At 72.6% G+C, this 22269-nt stretch carries 19 protein-coding genes and 1 tRNA gene; 11 read left to right on the forward strand and 9 right to left on the reverse strand.

The genetic code is table 11. The annotated features are described in order from the left end of the window. Window positions 1-45: 45 nt before the first annotated feature. On the forward strand, window positions 46-600 hold the full coding sequence (locus PV789_RS29530) for a PadR family transcriptional regulator (RefSeq protein WP_274975555.1): 555 nt from the start codon (window positions 46-48) through the stop codon (window positions 598-600). Between the two features lie 130 nt (window positions 601-730). On the opposite strand, the gene PV789_RS29535 is transcribed toward PV789_RS29530, so the two are convergent. Then, window positions 731-1990, reverse strand: a complete 1260-nt coding sequence (locus PV789_RS29535) for an ROK family transcriptional regulator (protein ID WP_274975556.1) — start codon at window positions 1988-1990, stop codon at window positions 731-733. A gap of 465 nt (window positions 1991-2455) precedes the next feature. Between PV789_RS29535 and PV789_RS29540 the strand changes: the two genes are divergently transcribed. Next, window positions 2456-3145 carry an alpha/beta hydrolase gene (locus PV789_RS29540; protein WP_274975557.1) on the forward strand — a complete coding sequence of 230 codons (690 nt, stop codon included), beginning with the start codon at window positions 2456-2458 and terminating at the stop codon, window positions 3143-3145. A 125-nt stretch (window positions 3146-3270) separates the two neighbouring features. Here the strand turns inward: PV789_RS29540 and PV789_RS29545 are convergent, their stop codons facing one another. After that, complete coding sequence (locus PV789_RS29545) at window positions 3271-5454, reverse strand: alpha-galactosidase (protein ID WP_274975558.1); 2184 nt, start codon at window positions 5452-5454, stop codon at window positions 3271-3273. Between the two features lie 173 nt (window positions 5455-5627). Between PV789_RS29545 and PV789_RS29550 the strand changes: the two genes are divergently transcribed. Together PV789_RS29550 and PV789_RS29555 are read left to right on the forward strand one after the other, a co-directional pair. Further along, window positions 5628-8102, forward strand: a complete 2475-nt coding sequence (locus PV789_RS29550) for a glycoside hydrolase family 2 protein (RefSeq protein WP_274975559.1) — start codon at window positions 5628-5630, stop codon at window positions 8100-8102. Beyond that, the gene (locus tag PV789_RS29555; protein WP_274975560.1) at window positions 8102-8962 is read left to right on the forward strand and encodes a LacI family DNA-binding transcriptional regulator; all 861 of its coding nucleotides are present in this window, start codon (window positions 8102-8104) and stop codon (window positions 8960-8962) included. Before PV789_RS29550 ends, PV789_RS29555 begins: the two co-directional genes overlap by 1 nt. Before the next feature lie 267 nt (window positions 8963-9229). On the opposite strand, the gene PV789_RS29560 is transcribed toward PV789_RS29555, so the two are convergent. From PV789_RS29560 to PV789_RS29575, 4 genes are all read right to left on the reverse strand, one after another. Beyond that, window positions 9230-9314, reverse strand: a tRNA-Ser gene (locus PV789_RS29560). Between the two features lie 10 nt (window positions 9315-9324). Then, window positions 9325-9807: a nucleoside deaminase gene (locus tag PV789_RS29565; protein WP_274975561.1), complete on the reverse strand. Its 483-nt coding sequence runs from the start codon at window positions 9805-9807 to the stop codon at window positions 9325-9327. After that, on the reverse strand, window positions 9804-10292 hold the full coding sequence (locus tag PV789_RS29570; RefSeq protein ID WP_274975562.1) for a tRNA adenosine deaminase-associated protein: 489 nt from the start codon (window positions 10290-10292) through the stop codon (window positions 9804-9806). Before PV789_RS29570 ends, PV789_RS29565 begins: the two co-directional genes overlap by 4 nt. 43 nt (window positions 10293-10335) lie before the next feature. Beyond that, window positions 10336-10836, reverse strand: a complete 501-nt coding sequence (locus tag PV789_RS29575) for a tRNA adenosine deaminase-associated protein (RefSeq protein WP_043705448.1) — start codon at window positions 10834-10836, stop codon at window positions 10336-10338. 324 nt (window positions 10837-11160) lie between these two features. Between PV789_RS29575 and upp the strand changes: the two genes are divergently transcribed. The 6 genes from upp (at window position 11161) to abc-f (ending at window position 16427) form a co-directional block, all read left to right on the forward strand. After that, a complete protein-coding gene (gene upp / locus PV789_RS29580; protein ID WP_047868372.1) occupies window positions 11161-11814 on the forward strand; it encodes a uracil phosphoribosyltransferase in 654 nt (217 codons plus the stop codon). A 409-nt stretch (window positions 11815-12223) separates the two neighbouring features. Continuing rightward, complete coding sequence (locus PV789_RS29585) at window positions 12224-12457, forward strand: hypothetical protein (RefSeq protein WP_274975563.1); 234 nt, start codon at window positions 12224-12226, stop codon at window positions 12455-12457. A gap of 308 nt (window positions 12458-12765) precedes the next feature. Further along, entirely contained in the window at window positions 12766-12927 is a 162-nt protein-coding gene (locus tag PV789_RS29590) for a hypothetical protein (protein ID WP_013155824.1), read from the forward strand. Between the two features lie 18 nt (window positions 12928-12945). After that, window positions 12946-13455 carry a PH domain-containing protein gene (locus PV789_RS29595; RefSeq protein WP_130395880.1) on the forward strand — a complete coding sequence of 170 codons (510 nt, stop codon included), beginning with the start codon at window positions 12946-12948 and terminating at the stop codon, window positions 13453-13455. Between the two features lie 432 nt (window positions 13456-13887). Next, window positions 13888-14118, forward strand: a complete 231-nt coding sequence (locus PV789_RS29600) for a hypothetical protein (protein ID WP_274975564.1) — start codon at window positions 13888-13890, stop codon at window positions 14116-14118. A gap of 623 nt (window positions 14119-14741) precedes the next feature. After that, the gene (gene abc-f, locus PV789_RS29605; protein ID WP_274975565.1) at window positions 14742-16427 is read left to right on the forward strand and encodes a ribosomal protection-like ABC-F family protein; all 1686 of its coding nucleotides are present in this window, start codon (window positions 14742-14744) and stop codon (window positions 16425-16427) included. A 101-nt stretch (window positions 16428-16528) separates the two neighbouring features. Here abc-f and dnaB read toward each other — a convergent pair whose 3' ends face one another. Then, window positions 16529-18967, reverse strand: a complete 2439-nt coding sequence (gene dnaB, locus PV789_RS29610) for a replicative DNA helicase (RefSeq protein WP_274975566.1) — start codon at window positions 18965-18967, stop codon at window positions 16529-16531. Between the two features lie 347 nt (window positions 18968-19314). Here dnaB and PV789_RS29615 point away from each other — a divergent pair, with 347 nt between their 5' ends. Continuing rightward, window positions 19315-20664: an MATE family efflux transporter gene (locus PV789_RS29615; RefSeq protein WP_274975567.1), complete on the forward strand. Its 1350-nt coding sequence runs from the start codon at window positions 19315-19317 to the stop codon at window positions 20662-20664. Window positions 20665-20732: 68 nt separating this feature from the next. Here PV789_RS29615 and PV789_RS29620 read toward each other — a convergent pair whose 3' ends face one another. Further along, window positions 20733-21566 carry a peptidoglycan recognition protein family protein gene (locus tag PV789_RS29620; protein WP_274975568.1) on the reverse strand — a complete coding sequence of 278 codons (834 nt, stop codon included), beginning with the start codon at window positions 21564-21566 and terminating at the stop codon, window positions 20733-20735. A gap of 255 nt (window positions 21567-21821) precedes the next feature. Then, window positions 21822-22268 carry a 50S ribosomal protein L9 gene (gene rplI, locus PV789_RS29625; protein ID WP_013155831.1) on the reverse strand — a complete coding sequence of 149 codons (447 nt, stop codon included), beginning with the start codon at window positions 22266-22268 and terminating at the stop codon, window positions 21822-21824. Between the last annotated feature and the right edge of the window lies 1 nt (window position 22269).

Genomic DNA, 22269 nt, shown 5'->3' on the forward strand with positions numbered 1-22269 from the left:
CGAAGCGAAGCGGAGGCCCCAAAGAACACTGCCTAGAATGCGCCCATGTCCCTGCCCCACGCCATCCTGACCGCCCTGTTGGAGAAGCCCTCGTCCGGCCTGGAGCTGGCCCGGCGCTTCGACCGCTCGATCGGGTACTTCTGGTCGGCCACCCACCAGCAGATCTACCGGGAGCTGGGCAAGCTGGAGCGGGCGGCGCTGATCCGGGCGCTGGCGACGGACGGGCCGACCCGCGGAGGGCGCAAGGAGTACGAGGTGCTGCCCGCGGGACGGGAGGAGCTGGAGCGCTGGGTGGACCTGCGCGAGGACCCCAGGGCCTCCCGCGACCCGCTGCCGCTGCGGCTGCGCGCCGCCGGGGTGGTGGGCGTGCGCGGCCTGGTCGCGGAACTGCGCCGCCACCGCGATCTGCACCTGCTGCGGCTGGAGGAGTACCGCGGGTTCGAGCGGCGCGACTACCCGGACGGGCCCGCCACCGAACGGGAGCGGGTCCAGCGCCTGGTGCTGCTCGGCGGCATCGACGTGGAGGCCGGGTGGGTGGCGTGGCTGACCCGAGCCGTCGAGGAGCTGGAGGGCGCCGGGGAGGGCGTCCCGGACGCCTGACCGCGTCCCCGGGGGCGCCCCGGACGCCCGGCGGCGGCGGTCTGGGGGCGCCCGACACCGGGCGGACGGTTTTCCGGCGGGTTCCGGACGCTTGACCGGACCGGCCCCCGCGGACGGTCCCGTGGGGCGCTCAGTCCCAGTCCGCCCCGGACTCCGACAGGTTCGCGGGCAGTCGCAGCCCGGGGCGCAGCGGAACCAGCTGGCCCTGGAGGACCATGGCCGCCGCGCCGATGGCGGGCGCGGTCGCGGCCGACGTGGACATGCGCACCTCGACCGGGTGGGCGGCGCGGGCGAAGAAGGCCCGGTCCAGCTCCTCCTGGATGACGGGCAGGTAGACCGACCCCGCCGCGGCCAGGCTCGAACCGGTCAGCACCAGCAGGTCCAGGTCCATCAGGTTGGCCAGCGTGCGGACCGCCACGGCCAGGCGGCGGGCGGAGCGGTCCAGCAGGGCGCGGGCGGTGGGCTGGCCCATGCGGGCCGCGCGGACCACGGCGGTGAACTCCGCGCCCACCGACGGCCGGACCCGGACGCCGTCCCGGGTGAGGCCGGCGGTGCGGGCGAGCTCCCCGTCGGCCCGGGCGGCCGCCACGACGGCGGCCGGGCCGGCCACCGCCTCGGCGCACCCGCGCCCGCCGCACCAGCACAGCGGCCCGTCCACGTCCAGGCACACGTGCCCGATCTCCCCGGCGTTGCCGCTGGCCCCGTGGTAGGGGATGCCGTTGACCAGGACCCCGGCGCCGACGCCGGTGCCCATGTACACGGCGGCGAAGATGGACGAACCGCCGACCACGCCGGACCAGTACTCGCCGAGGGCGGCGGCGGTCGCGTCGTTGCCCGGCACCACGGGCAGGCCGACCGCGTCCTCCAGCTCCTCGGCCGCGGGGTAGTCGGCCCAGTGCCGCAGTGAGGGGTGCCGGTGGAGCGCGCCGGTCGGGGCGACCAGCCCGACGCCGAGCACCCGTTCGCGGTCCACACCGGCGCCCTCCACCAGGGCCTCCACCTGCCGGGACATGCGGGAGGTGGTCTCGGCGGGGTCCTCGTCCCGGTTCACCCCGGCGCGGGTCATCCGGGAGACCACGGCGCCGGTGAGGTCGATGAGGGCGTAGGTGATGCCGATGGGGTCGATGTGGACGCCCACGGCGTAGCGCGACTCGCGGTTGAGCCGGAGCAGGACGCGCGGCTTGCCGCCGGTGGACTCGGCGCGCCCGGTCTCCAGGACCAGGCCGTCGTCGATGAGCCTGCGGACGACGGTGGAGATGGTGGCGCCGGTGAACCCGGTGGCCTCCACCAGCCCCACGCGGCTGATCGTGCCCGCGGCACGGATGACGTCGAGGACCGCCGCCCTGCTCGTCGTGTGCGGGATCACCCGCGACGGCCCGCCCAATGCCACCTCCACCACCTCGACGGCCGGTCCCCGGCCGCGGTCCGCGCTGTGCTCTCCCCCGCTCCGGGACGCCGCGTCCGCGCGCGGACCGCCCGGGTCGCTTCTCCGGGGCCGGTCGCGTCGCGCCCGCGCGCGGGGACCCGCCCCTTCGCGTCCGGCGGGCGAGTGTGGGCCAAGTGTCGCGCCCGCGCGCGGGGACGGCAACCCGGCCCCTCCTCCGCGCCGCGCCCGCACGGGGACGGCCCCCTCCCGGGCCGCTCCCCCGCCCGCCGCGCCTCCGTGACGCGCCCGCGCCGGGGACGGCAGCGTTCCGGGGCTGCCCGCGGGCCGCCGCACGCCGTCTCGCGCCCGCGCGGGGACGCCGGGCCGGACGCGGGCAATCCGGCACGGCCCCGGCTCCGAAGAACCCGGGGAGACCGAACCGAGCGGCGCCGTGCCGCGCGGTCCCCCTCAGAAGGGAGTCCACCGAGCATGCGTGCTTCTCCCACGCACCGCCCCCGGTCGGCCGAGCGGCCCCTAGGGCCGCTGGGCCCATGGATCACCCGGTGGGCGCCGCCCCGCCCGGTGGCCGCGGTGGCCATCGTGCTGCACGGCGGCCAGGTCACCGGGCTGATGAGCACAGAACAGCGACAGCTCGCCGTCCGGCGGATGGACCCGTTCGCCTCCGCGCTGGCCCGCGCGCACGGCGACCGCGGACTGGCCGTGTGGCGGGTGCGCAACCGCGTGCGCGGGTGGAACGGCGACGGACGGTCATCCCTGGAGGACGCCGGACGCGCGGTCGACGAGGTCAGGCGCCACCTGGGCGGCGTGCCGGTGGTCCTCGTCGGCCACTCGCTGGGCGGGCGCGTGGCCCTGCGCTCGGGCGGGCTGCCCGGAGTGCGCGGCGTCGCGGCGCTGGCCCCGTGGATTCCCGAGGGGGAACCGGTGGAGCAGTTGCTCGGCCGACGCGTGCTCCTCGCCCACGGCTCCCGCGACCTGACCACCAGTCCCCGGGCGTCGGCCGACCACACCGCGCGGATCGCCCGCGTGGCGGAGTCCGCGGAGTTCGTCCGGGTGCCCCTGGACGTGCACGCGATGCTGCGCTGGCGCACCTGGAACCGCCTGGTCACCGACTTCGCGGGCACGGTGCTGGACGCCTGCGCCCGGGAGCCGCGGGGATAGCCCCGCCGCACCCGGGCCGCACCCGGGCCGCACCCGTCACACCCGTGCCGCCGCGCACGACGGAACGCCGCGCCCCTCCGGACGCACCGCACCCGGCCCTCCCGTGCACCGGCCCGCGACCGGGTTCAGAGCCGGGTGGCACGCACCAGGACCAGCCGTTCCGGGAAGAGCACCGGCGCCTGGAGTCCCGCGTTCTCCAGCACCGCGCCCCTGACGCGGACGCCCTCGGGGGTCCACCAGGGCAGCGGCACCCCCCACCGGTGGGCGTTGCCGTCGGGCACGTCCCCGGGCGCCTGCGGGCGGACCCGGTAGACCGCCTCGGGGTTCAGACCCGGCAGCCGGACGGGCCCGGTCGGGTACAGCTCCGAGGTCCCCGTGGCGACGATCGCGTAGAGCGCCTCGGACCGGTCCTCGGCGACCACGCCGTGCACCCGGACCGCCGGGTCCGGGTGGTCGCCGTGCACGGCGGTTCCCGTGTGCAGCAGACCGCGCAGCTCCTTGTACAGCTCCACCCACTCCCGCAGGCGGGCCAGCTCGGCGCCGTCGGCCCGGGTGAGGTCCCACTCGATCCCGAAGTGCCCGAACAGGGCGGTCCCGGCCCGGAAGTCGACGGTGTGGCGGCGGTCGGTGGTGTGCGCGGTGCCCGCCCCCACGTGGGTGCCCATCAGCTCCAGCGGGACGAGCGCGTTGGTCCACCGCTGGATGTCCTGCCGCTCCAGGGCGTCGATGCAGTCGGAGACCCACACGCGGTCGGTGCGCTCCAGCACTCCCAGGTCCACCCGCCCGCCGCCGGACGAGCAGGACTCGATCTCCACGCCCGGGTGGCGGCGGCGCAGTTCGTCCATCAGCCGGTAGACCGCCAGGGTCTGGCCGTGGACCCCGGCCCGCCCGGTCGGCCGGTGCCCGGCGTCCACCAGGTCCCGGTTGTGGTCCCACTTGAGGTAGGAGACCGGGTAGGCGGACAGCAGGTCGTCCAGGCGCTCCAAGACGTACGCGAACGCCTCCGGGCGGGCCAGGTCGAGCACCTGCTGGGAGCGCGCCGGCCGGGGCAGCCGGTCGCCCGCGGCCATGATCCAGTCGGGGTGCGCGCGGGCCAGGTCGGAGTCCTCGTTGACCATCTCCGGCTCCACCCACAGCCCGAACTGCATGCCGAGCCCGGTGACGTGGTCGGTGAGCGGGCCCAGCCCGTCCGGCCACACCTCGTCGGAGACGTACCAGTCGCCGAGGCCGCGCCGGTCGTCGCGGCGCGAGCCGAACCAGCCGTCGTCGAGCACGAACCGCTCGGCGCCCACGCGGGCGGCGGCGTCGGCCAGCTCGCGCAGCCGGTCGAGGTCGTGGTCGAAGTACACGGCCTCCCAGGTGTTGACGACCACCGAGCGCGGTGTGGAGGGGTGGTGCGGGCGCGAGCGCAGGTGCCGGTGGAAGCGGGCGGAGACCTCGTCCAGGCCGTGCCCGTGCGAGCCGTACTGCCACGGGGTGGTGTAGGACTCCCCCTCGGCCAGCACGACCTCCCCGGAGAGCAGCAGCTCGCCCGAGCCCAGCAGGGACACCGCGTGGTAGGTGCGCTCGGCGAAGGTGCGGTGGTTGCCCGACCAGGCCGTGTGCACGGCCCACACCTCGCCGGAGCGGTTGCCGGAGCCGTGCGTTCCCGCGGCCAGCAGGTGGGCCGCGTCGTACCCCGTGCGCCCGGTGCGGTTCTCGCGCACCCGCAGGCCCTGGGTGAAGGCGGTCCGCTGCGGGCTGCGCTCGCGCATGTGGCGCCCGCCGAAGTCGAGCAGCTCGACCGCCTCGGCCGGGACGGGGAGGACGAGGTTGACGGCGTCCACGGCGAAGGGGGACGCGGCCCCGTTGGTGACGGTGGCGCGCTGGCGGACCAGGCCCGAGGGGGCCAGTTCGACCACGAGGTCCAGTACGAGCCCGGCCCGGGCGTCCTCGGCGCGGACGGTCAGGCGCCCGCCCTCCGGGGAGCCGTGCTCCACCGCGGACTCGCGCACGCGGAAGGCGGTGGAGAAGTCGGCGCCGCCCCGGTTGCCGACCAGGCCCGGCGTGCCGAGCCAGCCGGCGGACTGCTCGGGGAGCACGGCCACCTCCACCGGCCCGTCCACGGAGAACCCGATGGGCTGCGGGCTCAGCGCCAGGCGCAGGTCGTCCAGCTCCCGGCGGGAGAGGTCGCCCAGGTCGGAGCCCCAGTGCAGGACCCGGGGCAGGGTCTCGCCGGTCAGGTCCAGCAGGAGGCTCACCCCGGCGGCGCGCAGGTGGGGGAGGTCGGAGCCGCCGGAGAGGGGGCGGTGCGATGCCACGGTCGCCACGTCCTTCGTGGTCGGGAACAGGGTTGACTTACTTTGTTCGGAAAAGTAAGAATCCCCGAGGTGGCTGGTTCGCGCAAGAGGGACCGCCACCCGACGACGACCGCGACGCCCCGCGGAGCGTGCTCCGCGGACACGCCGGGCGTCCCCGCCCCCGAAGCCCCCGAGAGGCACAGATGATCCGTCACACCCTGCACGACGGCTGGCTGCTGTCCGCGACGAGCGGGCCCGTCCCGGAGAACGTCGCGGGCCGCACCGTCCCCGCCCGGGTCCCCGGAAGCACCCACCTGGACCTGCTGGCCGCCGGTCTGATCCCCGAGCCCTACCTGGACAGCAACGAGACCGAACTGGCCTGGATGCACCGCGCGGGCTGGCGCTACTCCCTCACCTTCGAGGCCGACGCCGTCGAGGACGGCGAGCGCGTCGACCTGGCCTTCGACGGCCTGGACACGGTGGCCACCGTGGAGCTCAACGGCACCGTGCTCGGCACCACCGCCAACATGCACCGCGGATACCGCTTCGACGTGCGCGACGCGCTGCGCGCCGGGACCAACGAACTCGTGGTCGACTTCCGGTCCGCGCTGGAGTACGCCGAGGAGGTCCGCGGGGAACTCGGCGAGCGGCCGCACACCAACACGCACCCGTACAACATGGTCCGCAAGATGGCCTGCTCCTTCGGCTGGGACTGGGGACCCGACCTCCAGACCGCCGGGATCTGGAAGCCCGTGCGCCTGGAGCGGTGGCGCACCGCCCGCCTGTCCCAGGTGCGCCCGCTGGTCACCGTGGGCGGGGACGGCACCGGCCGGGTGGAGGTGCACGCCGACGTCGAGTGGTCCGGGAGCGCTCCCGGTTCCGGCCTGGTCCTGGCGGCCGAGGTCGCCGGTGTGCGGGCCGCCGCCGACGTGGCTCCCGGCGCGGAGAGCGGCGTGGTCGTGGTCGAGGTGCCCGACGCCCGCCTGTGGTGGCCGGTCGGCCACGGCGACCAGCCCCTGTACGACCTGTCCGTCACCCTGACCGCGGACGGGGAGGCCGGGCCGCTGGGCTCCGAGGACCGCCGCGTGGGCTTTCGCACCATCACCGTGGACACCGCTCCCGACGAGCACGGCACCCCCTTCACCGTCGTGGTCAACGGCAAGCCGATCTTCGTCAAGGGCGCCAACTGGATCCCCGACGACCACTTCCTCACCCGGATCACGCGCGAGCGCCTGGCACGGCGCGTGGACCAGACCGTCGGCGCGCACATGAACATGCTGCGCGTGTGGGGCGGCGGGATCTACGAGAGCGAGGACTTCTACGACGTCTGCGACGAGCGCGGCGTCCTCGTGTGGCAGGACTTCCTCCTGGCCTGCGCCGCCTACCCCGAGGAGGAGCCGCTGTGGAGTGAGTTCGAGGCCGAGGCCCGGGAGAACGTCGCGCGCCTGACCTCGCACGCCTCGCTGGCGCTGTGGAACGGCGGCAACGAGAACCTCTGGGGCTTCATGGACTGGGGCTGGCAGGAGCGGCTCGGGGACCGGACCTGGGGCTACGGCTACTACACCGACCTCTTCCCCCGCGTCGTGGCCGAGCTCGACCCCACCCGGTTCTACGCCGACGGCAGCCCCTACACCCCGGGGTACGCCCCGAAGGAGGTCCACCCCAACGACGAGGCGCACGGCACCCGCCACGAGTGGACCGTGTGGAACCAGACCGACTACCGGGCCTACCAGGACCACGTGCCCCGGTTCTGCTCCGAGTTCGGCTTCCAGGGGCCGCCCACCTGGGCCACCCTCACCGACTGGGTGCACGACGAGCCGCTCACGCCCACCTCGCCCGCCTTCCTGCTGCACCAGAAGGCCGATGACGGCAACGGCAAGCTCGCCCGGGGCCTGTCCGCCCACCTGCCCACGCCGAGGAGCTTCGAGGACTGGCACTGGGCCACCCAGCTCAACCAGGCCCGCGCGGTGGCGTTCGGCATCGAGCACTTCCGATCCTGGTGGCCGCGCACCGCGGGCTCCCTGGTCTGGCAGATCAACGACTGCTGGCCGGTCACCTCCTGGGCGGCCGTGGACGGCGAGGAGCGCCCCAAGCCGCTCTGGTACGGGCTGCGCCGCGCCTACGCGCCGCGCCTGCTCACCGTCCAGCCCCGGGACGGACGGCTGGTGCTGGTGGCCGTCAACGACACCGACGAGGCCTGGTCGGAGCCGGTCAGCGCGGAGCGCCAGACCTTCGGGGGCGAGGTGCTGCACACCGCTAGGATCGAGCTGGCCGTGCCGCCCCGTTCCGCGGCGGAGTTCGACCTGGCCCGGGAGCTGCTCGCGGCCGGGGACGCGAAGGAGGAGGTGCTCGTGGCCACGACCCGCGACGCCCGCCTCGTGCGGCCCTTCCGCGAGGACGTCCACCTGTCCTACGACCCCGACGCGCTGACCGCCACCGCCACTCCCGTGGAGGGCGGCTACCGGGTGGAGGTGCGCGCCTCGTCCTTCGCCAGGGACGTCTCCGTGCTGGCCGACCGGGTGGCCCCCGACGCCGAGGCGGACGACATGCTCGTGGACCTGCTGGCCGGGGAGACGCACAGCTTCCTGGTGCGCACCGGGGCGGAGGTCGACCCGGCGGCGCTGACCGCCGCCCCCGTCCTGCGCTCGGCCAACTCCCTGCGCGCGCGGCGGGCGTGATGGACGGGTCCGGGACCGGAGGCGCGGTCGGGCTGGTCCTGGCCAGGCCGCGCCGCCTGCTGAGCGCCGAGCCCTTCTTCATGGAGTTCATCGCCGGGATCGAGGAGCGGATGGCCGAGCGCGACATGTCGGTCCTGCTGCACCTGGTGACCGGCCGGGAGGCCGAGCTGGCCGCCTACCGCCGGTGGGCGGAGCGGCGGCTGGTGGACGCGGTCGTGGTGGTCAACCCGACCGAGGGGGACGAGCGCCCCGCCGTGCTGCGCGAGCTGGGCCTGCCCGCCGTGGTCGCGGGCAGTCCGGTCCCGGACCCCGCCACGCCCACCGTCCTGACCGACCACGTGTCCCCGGTCCGGACGGCGCTGGAACGCCTGCTGGAACTGGGCCACCGGCGCGTCGCCCGGGTGACCGGGCCGGTGGAGCTGCTGCACACACGCGCCCGCACGGAGGCCCTCGCGGAGGGCTGCCGGGCCGCGGGGATCCCCGACCCGGTGGTTCTTGAGGGCGACTACTCCTCCGAGGCGGGCGCCCGGCTCACCGGCGAACTGCTCAAGCGGAAGGACCCGCCGACGGCGGTCCTGTACGACAACGACGTGATGGCGGTGGCCGGGCTGGACGCCGCCCGCGGCATGGGCGTGCGGGTACCCGAGCAGCTGAGCCTGGTGGCCTGGGACGACTCGACCATGTGCCGCCTGGCCGAGCCCGCGCTCACCACCATGAGCGTGGACGTGTACCGGTACGGGGTCGCGGTCGCGGAGTCGGCCCTGGAGTGCGCCGACGGGGCGGCCGTGGCGGAGCGGTGGTCTCCGGCTGCGCGCTTCGTGCCCCGGGGCAGCACCGGCCCGGCCCCCGCCGGGGGGTAGCAGCACCGGCTTGCCGCCACGGCGGCTTGTCGACTTGTCGGTCCGCCGGCTTGTCGGTCTGTCGACGGGACGACCTGTCGACAGGCCGACAGGTCGCTCCGGGGCCGCGCTCCGGCCGCCTGACCCCGTTCCGGCCGCCGGAACCCGATCCGGGAAACGCGAAGGGCCGGTTGCTCCGTGCCGCGCACACCGTGCGTCGGCTCGGACCAACCGGCCCTCGCTACCTCTACCGGCCGAACGCTCACCCTCGTGAGCATCGGCCTCGTGCGGTGGAGGAGGGATTTGAACCCTCGAAGGGTTGCCCCTTACCCGCTTTCGAGGCGGGCGCCATCGGCCACTAGGCGACTCCACCGCGAGACACTCTACCGGATACGGCGCCGTGCGAAAAACCGGCTCAGGAGATCGGAGCACCTGTCCGACAGCTCCCGCGGCACCAGGTCCGGCGGGACGACCTCCGGGCGGTGGTTGAGACGGGGATCGCGGACCGCGTCCCACACCGATCCGGCCGCGCCCGCCTTGGCGTCCCGCGCGCCGTAGACCAGCCGGTCCACGCGGGAGAGCACCGTCGCTCCCGCGCACATCGTGCAGGGTTCGAGGGTGACCACCAGGGTGCAGCCGCCCAGCCGCCACTCACCGCGCGCGCGTGCGGCGGCCCGCAGCGCCAGCACCTCGGCGTGGGCGGTGGGGTCGCCGGTGGCCTCGCGCTCGTTGCGCCCGGTGCCCAGGACGGCGCCGTCGGCGTCCAGCACGACCGCGCCCACCGGCACGTCACCCGTCTCCAGGGCGGCCTCGCCCTCGGCGATCGCCGCGAGCAGGGCGGCGTCGAGGACGTCCCGTCCGATCACAGCCTCATACCGTCGAGGATCTCGGCGAAGCCCGCGCGCTCGGCCACCACGGCCAGGACGTCGCTGGGCAGGACCCCGCCGCCGACGGACAGGGAGCGCAGCTCCTCCTCGGTCAGGCCCAGGTCGGAGAGCAGGTTCCCGTCGCCGTCGGGCCGCGGGTCGGGCCGGGCTCCGGCGCTCTCGGAGGGCGGCGGCGCGCCCAGCCCCCCGGCCTCGGAGAGCACCGAGGCCAGCGGGTGGTCGTGCACCACCCGCGCGTCGGAGAGGTACACGCGCGGCTCACCGCCGTCGTCGTCGGCGCGCACGATGGCGAACCACTCGTCGTCGGCCTCCACGAGCAGGATCGAGACCCCGCTGCCCCGGTCGGTCGCGAAGTCGAGCATCAGTTCGGTGACGTCGTCGATGACGTCCACGTCCCCGAGTTCGACCTCGGTTCCCCGCCACGTCCTCCCGTTGGGAGCGAAGACCGCTGCGAAGGTCGACACCGCGTGCTCTCCTGTCCGCCCGGATGCTCTTCTCGGCAGGTCCTTACCCCATACCGTCCAGTACACGCTGGAAGGACTGGGCGAATCCCAGCCGTTCGGACACGCTGGCCAGCACCTCGTCGGGGTACAGGTCCAGGTCGCCCGCCAGGGCGCCCAGCTCCATCTCGTCCAGCCCGAGATCGGCCACGATGGACAGGTCGCCCGCGGGCAGCACCTGGTCCAGGTCGTCGTCGTCCGGCTGGTCGATGTCCAGGTAGTCCAGAACGTCCCGGGCCACCTGCCAGTCCACGGACGCGGTCACGTCGGACAGGAAGAGGGAAACGTCCTCACCGTAGACCCGCACGATGACGAAGAAGTCGTCGCCGACCGAGACCAGGCCGAGTGAGCCGCTGATGCTCGGCTGCTGGCGCAGGGCGTGGATCAGCCCCTTGAGGTCGTGCGTCAGGGTCACGGGGAGCAGGTCGACGTCCCAGTACTCCTCTTCCCTGTACGCGATGGCCGCGAAGTCGCCCGAGTCGTCGTCACCATGATCGAGCACTGTCATCGTCACCCCAACCCGGCCGGTGTATCGGTGCGGACGAAGGAATCCCGGATCGCCCGTGCGAGTGACATGGTAACGATCACTCCGGTGCCACCGTCCCCCTCGGTCCGCGTCATTCCGGACCACGCTCTCATGAGAACCGGTTCCCTGCTCGCCCCTCCGCCGTCCCCGCGCCCCCCGGACGTCCCCGGCCGCGCGGCCGCGCCGGTCCGGAGCGGGGACCACGCGGCCCGCGGCGCCTCCGGTCCGGTGGACGCGCGCGGTTAGACTCGGGCAGGCCTCCTCCCCAGCCACCGTCTTGTTGTCCCAGCTCAACCGGAGAACGCTTTGGAAACCCTGGTCGTCGACCACCCCCTGGTCGCGCACAAACTGACCACCCTGCGCGACGTGGGTACCGACTCCCCGACCTTCCGGCGCCTGACCGACGAGTTGGTGACCCTGCTCGCCTACGAGGCGACCCGGGACGTCCGAGTGACGGACGTCACTATCCGGACCCCGCTCGTGGAGACCACCGGAACGCAGCTGACGCGCCCCACTCCGCTCGTGGTGCCGATCCTGCGCGCGGGCCTGGGCATGCTCGACGGGATGACCCGCCTGCTGCCCACCGCCGAGGTCGGCTTCCTGGGGATGGCCCGCGACGAGGACACCCTCCAGCCCGCCACCTACGCCGACCGGCTGCCGCAGGACCTGTCCGGCCGCCAGTGCTACGTGCTGGACCCCATGCTGGCCACCGGCGGCACCCTGGCCGCCGCGCTCAAGCTCTTGGTGGAGCGGGGCGCCGACCACATCACCGCGATCTGCCTGCTCGCCGCCCCCGAGGGCCTGACCGCGGTGGAGCAGCGGCTCGCCGAGGACCTGGACCCCGACCACGGCGCGACCCTGCGCGTGGTCACGGCGGCGGTGGACGAGCGGCTCAACGAGCAGGGCTTCATCCTGCCGGGGCTGGGCGACGCGGGCGACCGCCTCTACGGCTGCTCCTGAGACACACCCGCCCCGTCCGCACCCAGCGCCCGCCGGATCACGGTTGGGCGCTTTTTCGGCTCTTTTTGCGACCGGAGGAATGAACGACCGAAAATCGGGCATGCCTGCTGCCGACTCCCCCGTCCGCCCTGGTGGACACGGCGAGCCGGCGCAAGCGCCGACACGGCTTTGCATTAGCCGAATTCATTTCGAGACGGTAATGTAACAGAGAGGAGCGATGATGGTTCCCGCACGCCCGTAAGCGGAGACCAGCCGGACCGAAACACCCCCTCACCCCAGATCTCCCTCTCAGCCCGCTGACACCGCACGCCCGAGCCTCCTCCGGCGCGGCGCTTCGTCCACCCTCCAGCGGCTACCGAAAGATCCCGAAAGAACACACAGCGCGACCCCCGTAGCCCCAAGGAGTGAGATGAACGAGAACCCCTCCACCTCGACCGCCCGCGACTCTCGCTTCGAACCGGTGCGGAGCCGGCTGGCCGAGGAGTTCTCCGACGTGCACCACACCTCCACCGTCACCCGGTGCGTGGACGCGGCGCGGCACGGCGCCGAGGACGTGACCGGCAGGGCGACCCCCGACCTCGTGGAGCGGATCGCTCGACAGCACCTCCAAGTGCTCGCGCTGGCCTTCGCCGAGCGGTCCTAGCGGTTCCGAGCGGGACCTACCGAGGTTTTCGGCCTGTCCGATCTCCGCTGGCCTGCGCAGGGGGAGATGAATTACCCCCTTATATCCAGCAGTGTCCTTAATGTCATAGTCCTCGATGGACCTGAACCACATTCCGGACCACCAATCACTGGGTTACCAACACCACCGGAACCGGACACAGCCCGCATGCGAGGAAGGTCCGACATACCGCCACGCCGAGGGTGCGCCCCAGGCTTTACGGGCATGATGGTCGGTGCGACAATCACTGCTGGGTTAGTGGGTCAGGTGGATTCCAAGAGGAGTCAGTCGTGGCGAAGTTGAAAAAATGGGGCGGCTACGCGCTCATCGCTTTCGTGGCGTTCTATCTGTTCACACAGCCGGAAAGCGCTGCCGGGGTGATCGAGAGCGCTCTGGGCGGTCTGATGGGGGGCGCGGAGTCGATGTCCCGTTTCGTCAACGCGCTCCTGTAACCGGAACGGTCGGGTGGCATGCGGCTCGTAGCGTCGAGTAACAGCGCTCCTGCGTCGGTCAACCGCTACCTCCTGCCGCACGAGCAGGACGTGGTGACCATCCGTCGGCACCCCGCGGTGCTGATCGGTCCGGTCGGAGCGGTCCTCGGCGCGCTGATCCTCGCCGGGATCCTCAGCAACACCTCCATCGCCGCCAGCGCCGCGACGCTGGCGATCATCTGGTGGGTGTGGCTGCTGGTGTTGGTGTGGTTCGTGTGGCGGGTAGCGGAGTGGTCGGTGGACTACTTCGTCATCACCTCCGCACGGCTCCTGCTGACCACCGGCCTGATCGTCCGGCAGGTGAACATGATGCCGCTGGGCAAGGTCACCGACATGAGGTTCGAGCGGACCCTGCTGGGCCGCTTCCTCGGTTACGGGACCTTCGTGATGGAGTCGGCCGGTCAGGACCAGGCCCTGAGCCGGATCGACTTCATCCCCTACCCGGAGCAGCTCTACCTGGAGGTCGTGGGGCTCATCTTCAAGGAGTGACCCCGCACCTCAAGGCCCACGCGGAGCACCCGCCGTCCCGGCGGGTGCTCTCGCTGTGTTCGGGCCCCCGCCGGGCTGGCGGGAGGCGGTCCCCGGCGGGCCGTGGCCGTCGTACACGGCCGGACCCCTCCGGTGCTGCCGCGCGGCGCCGGGCACGCGCGGCCGGACCGAGCGCCTCCTTCGTGCCTCGTTCACCTTCTGTTAACCTTCCCTTCGGGTGACATACTCCTTTCTCCGACGCAGGTCAGAGAACCGTCACACAGGGCATTCGGCACATCACGCATAGAACCCCACGACCTGGGCATGTCTCCAAGCAGCCTCCACACGGAGGCCGAACCCCCGATGGACCACGCCCACGGCATCCGGCGAATTGACTCGAAGGTGAACTTAGGGTTAACTTGGGACATCTGAAACGGAAACGAGGAGGGTCCCATGGCGCGCAGGACGGACCGTGCACCCCACCCCACTCGGTTCTCGACGACCCGTCGGCGCACCCGCCTCTCGGCTGGGACCAACCGCCTCTCCGGTCTCGCGACCGAGCCGGTCAACGTCCCGCAGCCCCGTGAGGACGCCGACGCGACGACGTCGGGACACCCGATCATGCACTGGGTGCTGGTCACCGACGACAACGGTCGGAGCCGCCCCGAGGTCCGCTGGCTCTAGCCGGCGGTTCGAACGAAGGCCTCCCCGCCCGGATCCTCCGGGCGGGGAGGCCTTCGCCGTTGCCCGGGGCCGGCCGCGCCCCGCACGGACGGGCCCGGCGAGTGAGGGGCCGCGCCGATTCCGGCGCGCGGGTACGCGGTGAACCGAAGCGAGCGCGGGGGGCCGTCCCGCGGGGCGGCCCCCCCGTCGTCCGCGGAGTCCGCGCGGGGCCGCCCGGCGACCTCCTCCTGTCTCCACATCCCTTTGTCGACAAATCGGCTTGACCATAAAGAGCAAAGTGGTTAGCCGTTACAGGCCTCCTGTCGCCCCGAAACCCGTGATGTCGGTCTCACGAATCTCCGCTTGACGGCCAACAAAACGAGACGTATCGTCTTGCACATGAGGCTGATCTTCCTGTAGTCCCGCGTCCGACGCCCGAGCCACCGCCGCCAGCGCCCAGCGCCGCACGGCGACCTCCCCGCGCTCCCCGGCGTCGCTGTACCGCGGTCGACCACGGAAGGCCTCACCGTTCCCTTTCCTCGGACCCGCGCCATCGCCGCGCCCTGTCCGAAACCCGGAACGCCAGCGCCCCACCGTCGATCCGCGGCTCATCTCCCAGCCACACCGCAGATCAGGAGGCGCGCATGCTCACCGCCCGAGTACGAGCACGGTCCCAGCTCACCCTCAACGACATCACCCACCGCTACGGCGACCACACCGTGCTCAACCGTGTCACCCTCACCATCAGCCCCGGTGAGCGCGTCGGGGTCATCGGCGACAACGGCTCCGGCAAGAGCACGCTGCTGCGCCTGCTCGCCGGGGAGGAGGAGCCCACCAACGGAGACCTCACGGTCCGCGCCCCGGGAGGAGTCGGACTCCTACGACAAACGTTGGAAGGGGTCGGGGCGGGGGGGCAGACCCCGGAGGCGGTGGGGGTCTCCACCGGCACCGTCGGCGACGCGATCGACTCCGCCCTGGCCGTCCTGCGCGACATGGAGGCGCGCCTGCGCGCGGCGGAGAGCACGCTCGGCTCCGCCACCCCGGAGGAGCTGGACGCCTACGGCGACCTGCTCGCCCGGTTCGAGGCGCGCGGCGGCTACGACGCCGACGCGCGCGTCGACGCCGGACTGCACGGGCTGGGCCTTCCCGGCCTGGACCGCGACCGCCCGCTGAGGACCCTCTCCGGAGGGGAGCGCTCGCGCCTGGCCCTGGCCGCGATGCTGGCGGCCTCACCCGAACTGCTCCTACTGGACGAGCCCACCAACGACCTGGACGACCGCGCGGTCGCCTGGTTGGAGGACCGGCTCCGCCGCCACCGGGGCACGGTCGTGGCCGTCACCCACGACCGGGCGTTCCTGGCCAACGTGACCGACACCGTCCTGGAGGTCGACCACGACCTGCGCCGGATCCGCCGGTACGGCAACGGCTACGACGGGTTCCTGGCCGCGAAGGCCTCGGCCAGGGCCCGGTGGATCCGCGAGTACGAGGAGTGGAGGGCGGACCTGGCCCGGCAGCGCAGGCTGGCCGAGAACAGCATCGCGGCGCTGCGGGCCATCCCGCGCAAGATGGAGAAGGCCGCGTTCGGCCACGGGGCGTTCAAGATGCGCGGGGCCGCGCACGGTTCCATGGGCCGCGTCCGCAACGCCAAGGAGAGGATGGAGAGGCTGACCGCCGACCCGGTGGCGCCGCCGCCGGTACCGCTGCGGATGACCGCCGGGTTCACCGGGTCCCGCGCCGGGGAGAGCACTCCGGCCGCCTCTCTGGAGGGGGTCCGGGTGGACCACCGCCTGGAGGTGCCCTGCCTGGACCTCGCTCCGGGCGAACGCGTGCTGGTCACCGGGCCGAACGGGGCGGGCAAGACCACCCTGCTCCGGGTCCTGTCCGGGGACGCCCTCCCCGACGAGGGACGGGTTTCGGTCCCCGGCCGGGTGGGTTACCTGCGTCAGGAGGACGGCTCCTTCGCCGCCGGACAGACCGTGCTCGGCGCCTACGCCGCGGGGCGGCCCGGTTTCGCCGAGGACCACCGGGACGAGCTGGCCTCGCTCGGGCTCTTCCGGCCCGGGGAGCTGGACCAGCCGGTGGCGTCCCTGTCGGTGGGCCAGCGCAGGAGGATCGAGGTCGCCCGGCTGACGTCGGGGGCCTACGACCTGCTGCTCCTGGACGAGCCGACCAACCACCTCTCCCCCGGTCTCGTGGAGGACCTGGAGGAGGCGCTGACGCGCTACGAGGGCACACTGGTGGTCGTGTCACACGACCGCAGGACCCGGCAGCGCTTCACCGGCCGCCACCTGGAACTACGGGAGGGGATCGTGGTCAGCGACTCCGCGTGAAGCGGGCGTAGCGCTTTGTCGACAAATCGGCTTGACCATAAACCGCTATTACGACTAGCCGATATTCGGGGCCTGTGGCACGGCGGGCCCCGACGCGGCGGCTAGCCGGGCGCCATGTCGACGAACCGGCTGTAGTGGCCCTGGAAGGCCACGGTCACGTCCGCCGTGGGGCCGTTGCGGTGCTTGGCCACGATGATGTCCGCCTCGCCCGCGCGCGGCGACTCCTTGTCGTGCACGTCCTCGCGGTAGAGCAGGATGACCATGTCCGCGTCCTGCTCGATGCTGCCCGATTCGCGAAGGTCGGACACCTGCGGGCGTTTGTCGGTGCGCTGCTCGGGACCTCGGTTGAGCTGGGAGAGCGCCACCACCGGGACCTCCAGCTCCTTGGCCAGGAGCTTGAGGGACCGGGACATCTCCGAGACCTCCTGCTGGCGGCTCTCCACCCGGCCGGGGGAGCTCATCAGCTGGAGGTAGTCGACGATGACCAGCTTGAGGTCGTGCTGCTGCTTGAGCCGTCGGCACTTGGCCCGGATCTCCATCATCGACATGTTCGGGGAGTCGTCGATGAACAGGGGCGCGTTGGCCACCTCGCCCATGCGCCTGGCCAGGCGGGTCCAGTCCTCGTCGGTCATCAGCCCGGAGCGCATGGTGTGCAGGGGCACCCGCGCCTCCGCCGACAGCAGGCGCATGACGATCTCGTTGCGCCCCATCTCCAGGCTGAAGAAGACCGCGGTCATGTCGTGCTTGATGGACGCCGCACGCGCGAAGTCCAGGGCCAGCGTCGAGTTGTGGGTGGGGACCATCGACCGGGTGGCCAGGAACAGGTGGTCCGGGTGGTCCACCTGGACGCAGCGCACCGGAACGCTCTCCACCGGTCGCACCTCGGTGACGAACCGGGAGCCGATCCGCGCGTAACCGCGGTCGGCGCCGCGCTCCCGGTGCGCACACCTCTTGCGTTCGAGCCGGAAGACCTCGCTCCTGGAGCCGAAGGTGACCGTGTAGCAGGTGGACGATTCCTCCGACCGGCCGCCGACCCGCCTGGCCACCATCCCGGTGCGGTATCCCAGGCTGTGCGCCAGCTCCCGGAAGCCGTTCGCCAGGCGCTGGCTGGTGACCGCGAACTGCACGGAACCGGTGGCGTTCACCGTGCCGTCCGTGTCCAGCAGACCGGCGAGGAGGGCGCGCCGCTGGTCGGCCGAGGCGCGCAGGTACTCCTGGGGGATGTGCTTGTTCCCCAGAACCCCGAGGGTGCGCAACCTCGCCTGGACACTGCCGTGGCTGGCGACGCACTCACGGGCCGCGGGCGCGGTGTCCTCTTCCGGCAGGAAGACACCGTAGGTCATGCCGGAGGAGCCGACCGGCTTGGTCACGAGTCCCTCGGCCTCGATGTTGAGCAGGACCTCGGGGTCAGTGCTGGTGACCCGGGCGGCGACGGAGGCTCCGTCACCGAGCCAGGCGCCGAGGAAGTAGGGCGGCAGGGGGAGGTCGCGTTCGGGCAGCTCGATCGCCGCAGCGTTGACCACCGAATGGTTCAGCCTGCGGTCGGCGGTCTCCGTACGCAGGGTCCGGGCGATCTCCCTGGTGGTCCGCACCTCGGGCAGCACACGGGGAACCGCGCCCCGGAGCCCGGCCTCCCGGGCAGCGCGCCGCGAGGCCCGCGTGTGGGTCAGCCACTGGTGGTCGCCGTCGGCGACGACGGTGGTGCCGTCGTCGAACACGACCTCGAAGCAGGGGCGCCCGGTCATGACCTCTGTGGCGGCGACCACCCGGGTGGGTGTCCCGTCGGCGGCGATCAGCTCGGTGCCGACCTCCACCTCCCCCATGGTGGTCCATCCGCCGGGTGTCGGAAGGGGCGTGTCCAGGGCCAACGCCTTGCCCACGGCGGGGCGGGCGGCGATGATGACCATCTGGCCGGGGTGGAGGCCGTTGGTGAGGGCGTCGAAGTCGGCGAAGCCGGTGGGCACGCCGGTCATGGTGCCGTCGTTGGCGCCGATCGCCTCGATCTCGTCCAGGGCGCCCGGCATGATGTCGGCGAGCGCGACGTAGTCCTCGCCGGTTCGCTTCTCGGCGACCTTGTAGATCTCGGCCTGGGCGTGGTCGACCAGGTCGTCCACCTCGCCGTCCCCGGCGTAGCCGATCTGGGCGATGCGGGTGCCCACCTCGACCAGGCGGCGCAGGACCGCGCGGTCGGAGACGATCTTGGCGTAGTAGCCCGCGTTGGCGGCGGTCGGGATGGCCTCGGTGAGGGTGTGCAGGTAGAGGGCGCCGCCGACCCGGGTCGCCTCGCCGCGCTTGGTCAGCTCGGCGTTGACCGAGATGGCGTCCACGGGCTCGCCTCGGGAGAAGAGGTCGACGACGCTCTCGTAGATGATCTGGTGCGCGGGCCGGTAGAAGTCCGCGGAGCGGATGATCTCCACGACCTGCGTGATGGCGTCCTTGGACAGCAGCATGCCGCCGAGCACGCTCTGCTCGGCCTGGATGTCGTGGGGCGGGGTGCGCTCGTATCCGCCTTCTTCAGGTGGCTGCTCAGCGACACTCACGAACGCTCCCCCGGGACGGTACTTCCGTCGGCCCGGGAACGGGCCGACCCTTCCAGGATGCCCCATGACGGATGCCGGAGGCGCCTTGGCCGGAGGTTGTGGACACGTCCCTTACCACCATGTCCGGTGCCCCGCAGGGCATCCCGGACCGGGGTTGTGCACATCACCTGTGGATAACTTTGCCACGACCACTGCATATAGCCCTTGACCTGCTAAAACGCAGGATGCAGTCAGGGGGTGCAAGATGCCTCACAGGGCGTGTTTCCACAGGTTATCCACAGGCTTCGGCCGGGGTGTGGACAACTCCACACCCGCGTAGAACGCGTGTCCGATACTGTGTGCTGGTCATGCCACGACTGCTTTCGGCCGCCCCTTTCCGGCACCGCCACGACCGCGAGATCCTCGCCCTGGCGGTCCCGACGTTCTTCGCGCTCATCAGCGAGCCCCTGTTCCTGCTCACCGACTCCGCGATCGTCGGCACGCTGGGCACCGAGGCGCTCGGCGGCCTGGGCGTGGCCGGGCAGGTGCTGCTCACGCTCGTGGCCGTCTGCGTCTTCCTCGCCTACGGCACCACCGCGGCGGTCTCGCGCAGGTTCGGTGCGGGCGACATCCCCGGGGGCGTGCGGGACGGCGTGGACGGGCTGTGGCTCGCTGTCCTTCTCGGCCTCACGGCCGTCACGATCGGCTGGCCGCTCGGCCCGGTGATGGTGGAGGCGCTGGGCGCCTCGCCCGACGTGGCGCCCCACGCCCTGACCTACCTGCGCATCAGCCTGCTCAGCACGCCGTTCCTGCTCATCGTCATGGCGGGCACCGGTGTGCTGCGGGGCCTCCAGGACGCCCGGACCCCGCTGGTGGTGGCGGTCTGCTCCTACGTGGCCAACGCGGTGCTGTGCTCGGTGTTCGTGCTGGTCCTGGACTGGGGCATCGCGGGTTCGGCCTGGTCGACGGTCCTCGCCCAGGGCGGGGGCGCGCTCTGGTACGTGATGACGATCGCGCGCGCCGCCCGGCGCGAGGGCGTGTCGCTCACGCCCACGACGGCGGGCCTGCGCGCCTCGGCCTCGGCGGGGTTCGCCCTGTTCCTGCGCAGCGTGTCGATGCGCGTGGTGGCCCTGGTGACCACGGCGGTGGCGGCACGGCTGGGCGACGCGTCGATCGCCGCGCACCAGGTGAGCCACAACATCTGGGCGCTGCTGGTGTTCGCCATGGACGCGATCGCCATCGCCGGGCAGTCCATCGTGGGTCGCTACCTGGGCGCGGGGGACGTCCAGGGCACCCGGGACGCCACGCGGCGCATGGTGGAGTGGGGCGTGGGGCTGGGCCTGGTCTTCGCGGCGCTGGTGTTCCTGGCGCTGCCGTGGGCGTGGATCCCGTTCACCTCCGACCCCGAGGTGCGCGTCCTGATCACGTCCTCGCTGGTGGTGGTCGCGCTGCTGCAGCCGCTGAGCGGGGTGACCATGGTGCTGGACGGCGTGCTGATGGGCGCCGGGGACCAACGCTACCTGGCGTGGGCGTCCCTGTGGACGATGCTGGTCTTCCTGCCGTTCGCCCTGGTCCTGCCGCGGCTGGCGGACGGCCCCCTGTGGGCGCTGGTGAGCCTGTGGGTCGCCTTCGGGGTGTGGATCCTCGCCCGCGCGGTCACCCTCGGGTTCCGGGCCCGGAGTACGGCCTGGCTGGTCACCGGCGCGTACCGGCCCTGATCAGGGGGCCCGCCACGGCGCGGCCGTGACGGGCCCGGTGCCCGTGTCCCTCCGGCGGACCGGAGAGGTCACGTGAACGTGTCGCGCTCACCGACAGCGGGTCCGTGACTGTAGGGCCTCACCTGTTCGTCCCGCGGCACGTCGGGGTAGGTCGGCAGCTGGTCGGGCTCCGGTGCCGCGACCGCCGCCGCGCCCGGATGGGCGAGCTGTTCCCGCATCCTGCTCCGGACGGTGGAGCGGAGTCGGGGAAGCGCCGCGTAGAGCTTGTCGCCGGGGCAGCCCGTCGCGTTGAAGTCGCGGTGGCCGACGATGGCCTCGTCGGGGTCCAGCCGGTAGGCCAGGCACAGCCAGGCGCAGGTGTCCGCCAACGAGTCCAGCAGGGCCGCGGGCGGGCTCGCCGAGGTGTAGGTGCCCTCGTTCTCGATCCCGATCGCGTGCTCGTTGTGGTTGGCGGTGTGCGCGCCGAGGACGTGGTGTCCCGCGCTGACGGCCCGCAGGCTCTGGTCGCGCCCCTCCATGATGTGGCCGCCGCGGCTGATGGTGAACTGCTGCCCCATGTCGCTCCACCCGTTGGTGTCCATGTGGTACCGCTGGATGGAGCGCGACAGCGACGCGGCGTGCGAGGTCGAGGTGTCGGACGCGTTCGCCGTGGCGGTGTGGTGCACGACGATGTGCGTGGCCCCGCGGCGCACGACCTCGATCTTGTTCTTCGGAGCGCGCGCCCCCCAGTCGGCGCGCGTGTACACCTTGGGTCGCGTGGCCGCGGAGGCCCGGTCCGCGGCGGGGATCCCGGCGATCCCGCCGAGGAGCACTCCCCCGGCGGCGAGGGCGGTTCCCCGCAGAACGGTCCTGCGGTCCACCCGTGTGTGTCGGCCCGGCTCGTCTCTTCTTTCCACGGTCATGGCTCTGCGTCCTCTCCGTGCTGGGTGGTGCAACGTACGACACCAACACAGAGAACACGATAGATTACAAAGAGTAATCAAAGGGTTGTCTGTCGACCAGGCGTGTCAGGAGAACCGAACAAGAACGCGGACCACCTCCGGGGAGGCCGGGCCCTCGGAGGGCCGTCGGGGGCGCGGCGGAGACCCCGGGAGGCATGGGAAAAAGCGGGGCCCCGCCTCCCGGAGGGAGACGGGGCCCGGAGTGCACGGCGCCGGTCAGGAACCGACGACGTCCAACTTGATCGTCGCGGAGACCTCGGGGTGCAGGCGGACCTGGACCTTGTGGCTTCCGACGGCCTTGATCGGGTTCTTGATCTCGATCCGGCGCTTGTCCAGCTCGGGACCACCGGTCGCCTTGACGGCGTCGGCGATGTCCGCGGGCGTGACCGAGCCGAACAGGCGGCCGCCCTCGCCGGCGCGCTGCTTGAGGCGCACGGTGAGCGCGTTGACGCGGCCAGCGACCTGCTGGGCCTCGTCGAGCGTGCGGATGTCACGCGCGGAGCGCGCGCGCTGGATCAGGTCGATCTGCTTCTGACCGCCGCGCGTCCACCGGATGGCGAACCCGCGGGGCAGCAGGTAGTTGCGACCGTAGCCGTTCTTCACCTCGACGACATCGCCGGGGGCTCCGAGACCGTTGACCTCGTGGGTCAAAATCAGCTTCACG

The sequence above is a fragment of the Nocardiopsis camelliae genome, from assembly GCF_028993595.1.
Classification (GTDB): domain Bacteria; phylum Actinomycetota; class Actinomycetes; order Streptosporangiales; family Streptosporangiaceae; genus Nocardiopsis; species Nocardiopsis dassonvillei.